The sequence below is a fragment of the Pseudomonas sp. 3296 genome, assembly GCF_031456615.1.
Taxonomy (GTDB): domain Bacteria; phylum Pseudomonadota; class Gammaproteobacteria; order Pseudomonadales; family Pseudomonadaceae; genus Aquipseudomonas; species Aquipseudomonas mucoides.
The window spans coordinates 22,669-33,321 of the sequence record NZ_JAVDUY010000012.1 but is presented as its reverse complement, the minus strand read 5'-3'; the positions used below and the strand labels follow the sequence as shown (position 1 = coordinate 33,321).

2 pseudogenes are annotated in these 10,653 nt (G+C 62.9%); both read right to left on the bottom strand.

Annotated elements, in window-relative coordinates:
- Positions 1-123: 123 nt before the first annotated feature.
- Positions 124-1,485, bottom strand: a pseudogene (locus tag J2X66_RS30380) (amino acid adenylation domain-containing protein); the annotation flags it as partial.
- A gap of 177 nt (positions 1,486-1,662) precedes the next feature.
- Positions 1,663-10,524: pseudogene (locus J2X66_RS28245) on the bottom strand (amino acid adenylation domain-containing protein); the annotation flags it as partial.
- Between the last annotated feature and the right edge of the window lie 129 nt (positions 10,525-10,653).

Genomic DNA, 10,653 nt, shown 5'->3' with positions numbered 1-10,653 from the left:
CGATTCGAGCTCACCTTCGGGGGCTTCGAACGGGCGCTGCCAGTCCTCGACATCCGGCACTGGCAAGGCCTTGCGATCGAGTTTGCCGTTGCCGGTCAGTGGCAAGGCGTCGAGCAACAACCAATGGCTTGGCACCATGTAGTCCGGCAGATCGACCTTGAGCGCGGTGCACAGGGTGTCGCGCCAGGCAATCGGGTCATGCGGGGTGTGCTCGGCCACGACGTAGGCGCACAATTGCGGTCCGCCGTCACCGTTGTGGACGTTTAATACCGCTTCGCGCACGCCCGGTTGAGCCAGCAGCGCGGCTTCGATTTCGCCGAGTTCGATGCGGAAACCGCGAATCTTCACTTGCTGGTCGATGCGGCCGAGGTAATCGATGCTGCCGTCGGCGCGTTGACGCGCCAGATCGCCACTGCGATAGAGGCGTTGCGAAGCGTCGAACGGGCTTGGCACAAAACGCTCGGCGGTCAGGCCGAAACGCCCGTGATAACCGCGCGCCAGGCCGGCACCCGTGATGTACAACTCGCCTGCGACACCCTCCGGTACTGGCTGTAACTGACTGTCGAGCAAGTACCAGCGCAGGTCGCGGATCGGCAGGCCAATCGGGCTCTGGGCCTTGCCGTGCAGGTCTGCCAGACGAATCGCGCGGTAGGTCACGTGCACCGTGGTTTCGGTGATGCCGTACATGTTGACCAGGGTGGGTTGCTGGTCGCCAAAGCGTTCGAACCAGGGACGCAAGCTCGCGACGTCGAGGGCCTCGCCGCCGAAAATTACCTGCCGCAGGGCCATGCTGCGCGGGCTGGCGCAGGCAATCGGCAACAGTTGGCGGAACGCGCTCGGGGTCTGGTTCAACACCGTCACGCCTTCATCGCAGAGCAAACGGTGAAACGCTTGCGGCTCGCGGCTGATGTCATGCGGCACGATCACCAGGCGTCCGCCGGTGCACAGCGAGCCAAACAGCTCCCACACCGAGAAGTCGAAGGCGTAGGAATGGAACAGCGTCCAGACATCGTTCGGACCGAAGTTGAACTCGTTAGCGGTAGCAGTGAGCAGACGCCCTACGTTGCCATGGCTGAGCAATGCGCCCTTTGGCCGACCGGTGGAACCGGAGGTGTAGATCACGTAGGCGAGGTTGTCCGGGCTCGCCAGCGCTGGCAGGTTGGCGTCACTGACCCCATCCAGCTGCAACGATTCCAGGCTCAGCACCTGCACGCCGTCCCGGGCCGGCAGACCGTCGATCAAGTGTTGCTGGGTCAGCAGCAGGGTGATGCCGCTGTCTTCGATCATGTAGCTCAGGCGCTCGGCCGGGTAGTGCAGGTCGAGCGGCACATAGGCGCCGCCGGCCTTGAGAATCGCCAGCAAACCGATCACCAGTGGCATGGCCCGCTCGGTGGCGATGCCCACACGCACTTCTGGCCCGACGCCTTGCTCGCGCAGTGTGCGCGCCAAGCGGTTGGCCTGGGCGTTGAGCGCGGCGTAGGTCAGTTGCTCGCCTTCGTAAGTCAGTGCGATGGCGTTCGGCCGTTGTGCGACTTGAGCTTCGAACAGCTGGTGCAAGGTCGGCGACGTCGGTTGTGCCTGGAATGCGGGGTTCCAGTGCTGCAACAAAGCCTCTTGCTGCGACCCGTCAATCAGGGGCAGTTCGGCGACGCGCTGCTGCGGATCGCTGACCACCGCGCGCAGCAGGTTCAGCCACTGCTCGCCAAGGCGCCGCATCGACGCTTCGTCATACAAATCCGTGGCGTAGGTCAGGCTGGCATCCAGTGCTTCGCCCTGCTCCTGAGTATCGAGGACCAGATCGAATTGCGTGGTGTGTTGCTGCCAGTGCAGACGCTCGACGTTCAGGTCGGCAACCGTGCGCTCGACACTCGCGCCCAACTGCTGCTGATGGTTGTAGAGCACCTGGAACAACGGGCTGTGATTGAGGCTGCGATCCGGTTGCAAGGCGTCGACCAATTGCTCGAATGGCACGTCCTGATGGGCTTGCGCATCCAGGGCAACCTGTTTGACCTGTTGCAGCAACGCGCTGAACGGCTGCTGCCCGTCGATCTGTGTACGCAGCACCTGGGTGTTGATGAAGAAGCCGATCAGGCCTTCGGTTTCCAGGCGCGAACGCCCGGCGCTTGGCACGCCGATGCTGATGCTCGACTGCCCGCTCTGGCGATGCAGCAAGGTCTGGAAACTCGCCAGCAACAGCATGAACAAGGTCACTTGCTGCGCTTGGGCACGTTGGCGCAAACCGGCCAGCAGCTCGCGATCAACGTTCAGCATCAGGCTGGCGCCGCGCTCAGAGCGACGGGCCGGACGGGTCAGTTCACTCGGCAACTCCAGCGGGGTCTGGCTGCCGGCCAGTTGCTCGCTCCACCACGCCAGTTGCCGTGCGCCCTCGCCGGCTTCCAGCCAGTCGCGCTGCCAGCGGGCGTAGTCGCTGTAGTTCACCGGCAAATTAGCCAAACCGTCAGCGCGACCGTCGACTGCCGCCTGATACAACGCACTGAACTCATCGACCATGACCTGCATCGACCAGCCATCGGCGGCGATGTGGTGCACGGTGAGGACCAGCACGTGTTCGTCGGCGTTCACTTGCAGCAGCAACACGCGCCACAGCGGACCGTTGCGCAGGTCGAACGGCCGAGCGATTTCTTGCGCCACCGCGCTGTCCACCGACAGTTGATCGAGCGTGCGCAGTTCCAGCTGCAGCGCCAGTGTGTCGTGCAGCACCGGACGCGCCTGCTGGCCATCCTGTTCGAACGTCGTGCGCAGGGTTGGGTGGCGGGCCTGCAATTGCTTGAACGCTTCGCGCAACGCATTGAGGTTGAGCGAGCCCTTGAGGCGCACCGCAGCGGGAATGTTGTAGGCCGGACTGTGCGGGTCCAGCTGCCAGAGAATCCATTGGCGCTGTTGGGCGTAGGACAGAACGGGCGGTTGATTAACAGGCGCAGGTTGCAGGACCGGTTGACCGCTGACGCTCGCCAGCGCCGCACGCTCGGCAAATTCCGCCAGATTCGCAGCAGAAAAAAGACTGCTCACCGACAGTTCGAGATGCAGTTGCTGACGCACCCGCGAAATCACTTGAAGCACCAGCAACGAGTGACCGCCCAGTGCAAAGAAGTTGTCGTTGCGACCCACTCGTTCGACCTGCAACACGTCCTGCCAGATCAACGCCAGCTGCGTTTCCGGCCCTTGAGCCGGGGCCACGAAGTCACGTTGGGCATCGCTGGCCTCGGCGCGGGGCAAGGCTCTTCGATCCAGTTTTCCGTTGCTGTTGAGCGGCAGTCTGACCAGCAAGATCAGGTGGCTTGGCACCATGTACTCCGGCAACGACTGACGCAGAACGGCTTTGAGTCCTTCCAGATAGTCAGTTTCAGAAACCACCGCATCGCTGGCCACGACATACGCCACCAGCTGCACGCCGTCCTGAGCGATGACCGCCGCTTCACGCACCTCCTCCCGAGCTTGCAGGCAGGCTTCGATCTCGCCCATTTCAATGCGGAAACCACGGATCTTTACTTGGTGGTCGATTCGGCCGACGTATTCCAGACACCCGTCAGCGTTGTAGCGCGCCAGGTCGCCGCTGCGGTACAGCCGCGCGCCCGGCTCACGGGCGAACGGGTCCGGCAGGAAGCGTTCGGCGGTCAGCGCCGGGCGATCGAAATAGCTTTGCGCGAGGCAGGCCGGTGCGCCGATGCACAGCTCGCCGACGATACCGTTGGGCAACAACTGAGCGGACGCATCCAGCACGTACAACGCACGACCGGCGATGGCGCGACCAATCGGAATGCCGGGCGCATCGCTGGCATCCTCGAGACGGCATTCATGCACGCTGGACACCACGGTTGCCTCGGTCGGGCCGTAGGTGTTGAGCAATCGCACGTGGCTCAGTCCAGCCTGATGCCAAAAGCGCAAACCTTCGACCGACATCGCTTCACCGCCGACATGCACCTGACGCAAATCACCGAGATTGCTTATGTCGCCACTAGCACATTCGCGGGCGAGCAAATACCAATAGGCCGCTGGCAAGTCCGCCACGGTCACGCCTTGCTGGAGGATTTCAGCCGCCAGTCGCCCGGCATCCCACAGCGTATCGCCCCGCATGATCAACGCCGCACCGACGCACAACGCCGGGAAGCACTGCTCGACGAAGCCGTCGAAACTGAAGGTCGCGAACTGCAACACGCGGTCCGCCGCCGACAGCACCGAATAGTCGGTGGCGCTTTGGCAGAACTCGCGTAATGCGGCGTGGGTGATGGCCACGCCTTTGGGTTGGCCGGTGGAGCCGGAGGTGTAAATGACGTAGGCCAGATCCTGGGCAATCGCATGGTTTTGCGGATTGTGTTCAGGGAAACCGACGTTGTCGTCAAGGCTGAGACGGCGCACGCCTTGAGCACTTTCCAGCAGGCCGGATTCGCACAGCAGCACATCGAGGCGGCTGTCGTCGATCATGTAGGCCAGGCGTTCGGCCGGGTAGCATGGGTCCAGCGGCACGTACGCCGCGCCGCTTTTCAGCACCGCCAGCAGGCTGACGATCAGTTGCGGCCCACGGCGCAGCGCCAGCCCGACACGCTTGCCGGGGCCGGCACCGTTTGCAATCAGGCGATGGGCCAGGCGGTTGGCCTGGGTGTTCAGCTGGACGTAGCTCAGGGACTGGCCGTCAACCTGCAACGCCAGTGCATTCGGCGTGGCGGCAGCCTGAGCGGCGATGTGTTCATGGACCAACAGGGTGGTGGATAACTGAACCGGGGCCGGCTGGCTGAGCGCAAGCAGCGCATTTTTGCCATCGATATCGAGCAATTCCAGCGCGCCCAAAGCAGCGTCCGGCAGCGCCATCAACTGCATCAGCAGATGCTGCAGGTTAGCCGACAACTCAGCAATCTGGGCCGCACTGAAACGTGCCGCGTCGTAGCTGAAGTCCAGGCTCAAACCTTCGCCCAGTTCGATGCCGAGGGTCAGTGGATAGTGGGTGCGCTCGTGGTTGTGCAGGTTGCCGAACGACAGCCCGGCCGGTGCGCCCTGCTTCAGCGCTTCGGCGATCGGGAAATTTTCGAACACGAGCAGGCTGTCGAACAGCGCCGAACCCTGCTGCCCCGCCCAGCCCTGAATGTGGTAAAGCGGCACATGCTCGAACTCACGCATGGCCAGGTTCAGCCCTTGCAGTTCACCCAGCCATTGGCTGACGGTTTGCGCAGGCTTCATCGCGCAGACCAGTGGCAGCGTGTTGATGAACAGCCCGAGCTGTTCTTCGATCCCCGGCAGCGGCGCCGAACGACCCGCGACGGTGGCCCCGAAGACCACGCAATCCTGACCGGTGTAGCGGTGCAGCAACAGGCTCCACGCCGCTTGCAGCACGGTGTTGAGGGTGACTTTCTGTTGCCGGGCGAAGTCGGCCAGACGCTGGGTGGCGCGGCGGTCGAAGGCCACTCGATAGGCTGCGCTGCCCTCGGCACCCACGGGCGGGCGCAAGGCTTCGGCGAGCAAGGTCGGCGTTTGCAGCGGCGCCAGCGCGGCTTTCCAGAACTGCTCGCCAGCGACGGCGGATTGCTGCTGTAGCCAGCCCAGATAATCGCGGTATTGCCCGGTCGGTGCCGGCAGCGATAGCCCGCTGGCGTAATGCTGGATCACATCGGCCAGCAACTGCGCGTTGCTCCAGCCGTCCATCAAAATGTGGTGGCTGGTGTAGATCAGGTGCCAGGCGTCAGTGTCGGTATGGACCAGCTTCAAGCGGAACAACGGCGCGCGACCCAATTCGAAACCGTGGGCGCGCTCGGCATCGGCCAGCGCATCGGTGTCGGTCGCTTCCAGCACCTCGAGCGGCAACGCGACCTCGCGGACAATCGCCTGATGCGCGGTGTCGAGGCCTTGCCAGTGGAAGCTGCTGCGCAGGATGTCGTGGCGTTGCAATGCGGTCTGCCAGGCGCAGGCAAAGCGCTGCGGATCGAGGCCTTGAATGTCCAGGCGCAACTGACTGATGTAGGCGCCGACCTGCGGTTCGTAGAGCGTGTGGAACAGCATGCCCTGCTGCATTGGCGACAGTGGATACAGGTCTGCAAGGGTTGCGACCGGCAAGGCATCCAGTTGCGTCTGGCTGAGGCGCGCCAGCGGGAAGTCGGACGGCGTGGCTTGCGGCACTTCAACGGCGCAGCAGTGATCGATCAGCGCTTTGAGTTCCTGCGCGTAATCGTCCGCCAGACGCTGGATAGTCGCGGTGTCGAACATCTCGCGGCTGAAACCCCAACTCAATGACAATTCGCCACCGTAGACCTGGCCTTCAACTGTCAGCCAGTTGCCCAGCGGCGCCGACGGATCCTGAGCCACGCCGTTACCTTCGGTGGACGGCACGAACATTGCGCCGTCGTCGAACTGACGGTCGAATTGCCCCAGGTAGTTGAAGGTAATGCGCGGTTGCGACAAGGCGGCAAGTTCGGCGCTCAACACCGAGCCGCCGAGATAACGCAATGCGCCATAGCCGAGTCCCTTGTCCGGCACGCCGCGCAGATGTTCCTTGATGGTTTTGATCGAGGCGCCGAGATCGCCCGACGGCACCAGATTGACCGGGAACAGACTGGTGAACCAGCCCACGGTGCGGGTCAGGTCGATGTCGTCGAACAGGTCTTCGCGGCCATGCCCTTCCAGTTGAATCAGCGCGCTGCCCTGCCCGCTCCAGCGACAAACCGCGCGCGCCAGTGCGGTCAACAACAGGTCGTTGACCTGGGTTCGATAGGCCGCTGGGGCGTGTTGCAGCAGTTTGCGGGTGTGTTCGGTATCGAGTTTGATCTCGATTTTGTGCTCGAAACGGTTCTCCAGCGCGCCGTTCGGGCGGTCGCAGGGCAGATTATTCGCTGCGCTTTTCAGTTGGGTCAGCCAATAACCGAGGTTGTTTTCAAACGCTGGAAGATGATCTTGCAGACGGGCGACCCAGCGCTGATAGGTGCTGGTTTTAGCCAACGACACCTTGTTGCCGCTGTAGAACTGCTGAAGATCTTCCAGCAGCACGCGCCAGGAAACACCGTCCACCGCCAGGTGATGAATCACCAACAGCAGGCGTTGTGTACCGTCAGCCATCGCCACCAGCAGCGCACGCATCAGCGGGCCATTTTGCAGATTGAGACTGCGTTGGGCTTCGTCGCACAAGGCCTTAAGTTCGTCGTCGGAGTGCGCCTGACGCTGCCACAGCACCGACTCCGTGGTCGGCGCGGCGTAGGTTTGCTGCCAGCCGTCAGCGCTCTGCTCGTAGCGCAGGCGCAAGCTGTCGTGGTGGGTCAGCAATTGCTCAAGGGCGCGGTCCAGCGTCTCGGCGTTCAACACCTCGCGTGGCATCAGCAGCAGCGACTGGTTCCAGTGCTGACGCTCGGGGATGGCCTGTTCGAAGAACCCTTGTTGCACCGGTGCCAACGCCACCACGCCGATGGCCGGACCTTGGTCGATCAACACCTGATCGCCGCCGCGGGCGGCTTGGGCGAGACTGCGGATGGTCTGGTGCTGGAACAGGTCCTTGGGACTCAGCACGATCCCGGCCTGTCGCGCACGGCTGACCACTTGCATGGATACGATGGAATCGCCGCCCAACTCGAAGAAGTTGTCTTCCAGACCGACGTTGTCGATGGCCAACACGTCCTGCCAGATCGCGGCGAGGGATTTTTCCAGTGCGCTACGTGGCGCGACGTATTCTTGTTGCTGCTGTGAACCCTCAACCGCCGGCAAGGCCTTGCGGTCGAGTTTGCCGTTGGGGGTCAGCGGCAGATGATCGAGGAACAGCAGGAATGGCGGGACCATGTAATCCGGCAGATGCTGGCGCAGTGCGGCTTTCAACGTTTCACGCTGAGTCGCTTGCGCGTCGATATCACCGAGTAACGCGGGATCGTTCGGCACGATGTAGGCCACCAATTGCTGGCCGTTGACCCCGTCCTGCGCCAGCACCGCCAGTTCGCGCACGGCGTTCTGCTGCAACAGCCGCGCTTCGATTTCACCCAGTTCGATGCGAAAGCCCCGGACCTTGACCTGATGGTCGATACGCCCGACGTATTGCAGCGTGCCGTCGGCCCGATAGCGGGTCAGGTCACCGCTGCGGTAGAGGCGCTCGCCGTTGCTGGCGAACGGGTTCGGCACATACTTTTCGGCGGTCATGCCCGGCCGCGCGAGGTAACCACGGGTGATCCCCGCGCCGCTCAGGTACAGCTCGGCAGCGACGCCTAGCGGCACCGGTTGCAGTTCGGCATCCAGCAAGTAGCTGGCGGTGTGTTTGAGCGGGCGACCGATGTTCGCGTGGCCACCGGCCTCGCGTCGGGTCCAGGTCGAATACGTGGTGTCTTCCGACGGGCCATACAGGTCGTAGACGTGTTCGACGGTTGATTGCTGATACAGCGCGTCCACCAGACTCTGCTTCAGCGGTTCCCCGGCGAGGTTGATGATGCGCACACTCGGCGGGATCTGTCCGTCGCGCTGCAATGCATTGATCGCCGACGGTACGGTGTTGATCAGGCGTACTTGATCCCGCGTCAGCAGTTGCGGCAATTCCAGGGCATTGCGGGCGATGATTACCGAGCCACCGTTGGCCAGGGTCACGAATAGCTCCCACACCGACAGGTCGAAGCACACCGAGGTCGAGGCCAGCACGCCTTGGATGTCTTCGCGGCTGTAGACCGAAGCCGACCAGTCGATCAGCGCCAGCACATTGCGATGGGTGATGGCCACGCCCTTGGGGTTGCCAGTGGAGCCAGAGGTGTAGATCACGTAGGCGAGGTTGTCCGGTGTGACGCCCGTAACGGGTGCGAATTCCGGGTACTCAGCCCACGCTTTGTTATCCAGCAGCAACACTTGGGTGTCGGCTGTCACAGTCAATGTCGCGGCGACTGATTGTTCTGTCAGCAATACCAAGGCGCGGCTGTCTTCGAGCATGTACGCAACGCGTTCAGCCGGGTAATCCGGGTCCAGCGGCACGTAGGCGCCACCGGCCTTGAGTACCGCCAGCAACGCCACCAGCAGGTTTTCCGAACGCTGCATCGCTACGCCGACGCGGACTTCCGGGCCAACGCCCAATTCGTTCAGCTTGTGCGCCAGGCGATTGGCCTGGATGTCGAGCTCGGCGTAAGTCAGCTGTCGGGTGCCGAAGGTCGCCGCCAATGCCTTCGGACTGGCCGCGGCTTGCTGGCTGATCCGTTCGTGAATGCACAGGTCTTGCGGGTAGTCTTCGTCGGCGCGATTCCAGTCATGCACGATGCGCTGGTATTCCGCGCTTTCCAGCAGCGGCAAATCGCTGATGCGCTGCGTCGGATCGCTGACCATGCCTTGCAACAGACGGGTCCAGTGCTGCGCCATGCGCGTGATGGTGTCGGCGTCGAACAGGTCGTTGGCGTACGTCAACGCTGCGTGCAGTTTGCCGCTCTTTTCATAGGTATCGAGGGTCAGGTCGAACTGCGTAGTGCGCCCATCCCACTCGATCACGCCCAGCGAGAGGCCGGACGCCGTCCTGACCGTGGCAATGTCCGCGACGTGCGGCTGGTGGTTGTACATCACCTGAAACAGCGGCGTGTGGCTGAGGCTGCGCTCCAGTTTCAGCGCCTCGACCAGACGCTCGAACGGCAAGTCCTGATGGGCTTGGGCACCAAGGGCAGCTTCCTTGATCGCGCGCAACAAGTCGTCGACGCGTGTCTGGCCATCGAGTTGCGTGCGCAGCACCTGGGTGTTGACGAAGAAACCGATCAAGCCTTCGATCTCGGCGCGATTGCGGTTGGCAATCGGAACGCCGACGCGGATGTCGGTCTGCCCGGTGTAACGGTGCAACAGCGCGTTGAAGGCGCCGAGCAACAGCATGAACAGGGTGATGTTGTGTTTCTGCGCGGTGGCGCGCAGTTGTTCGGCCAGTTGCGCATCGACGGCAAATTCGTAGCGAGTGCCGCGATAGCTCGGCATGGCCGGGCGCGGGTGGTCGGTGGGCAATTCCAGTACCGGATGCACGTTGCCCAGTTGCGCTTGCCAGTAGTCGAGTTGGCGCGCCTGTTCACCCGCTTCCAGCCAGCGGCGTTGCCACAGGGCGTAGTCGCTGTACTGGATCGGCAATGGCGCGAGTTGTGGTTGTGTACCCGCGTCGAAGGCGTCGTAGCAGCGGATGAATTCGTCGATCAATACGTTCATCGACCAGCCGTCGGACACGATGTGGTGCAGAGTCAGCAGCAGCACATGTTCCTGATCGGCGAGTTTGAGCATAGTGACGCGCAGCAACGGGCCGACTGACAGATTGAACGGCAGCACCGATTGCTGTTCGGCGGCTCGCGCAACGGCGAGCTCGCGCTCCGTGGCCGGGAGCGCGCTGAAATCCACATGATCGATCACCAGCGGCGAACTGGCCGGTACTTGCAGCAAACGGTCGTCGGTCTGGCGCTGGAACACCGTGCGCAAGGTTTCGTGACGTACAACGAGGCTGGCGAATGCTTGCTCCAGCGCCGGCAGGTTCAGCCGCCCGGTCAGGCGCACCGCGCCCGGCAGGTTGTACGCGCCGCTGTGCGGGTCCAGTTGCCAGAGAAACCACATGCGTTGCTGTGCGTATGACAACGCTTGGCAGTCCTCGGCCTCGATGTCAGCCGGGATGGGAAACCGGGCGAAATCAACGCCCTCCTTGTGCAAGGCCGCAAGAAACATCCGGCGCTTTTCCAGGGGCAA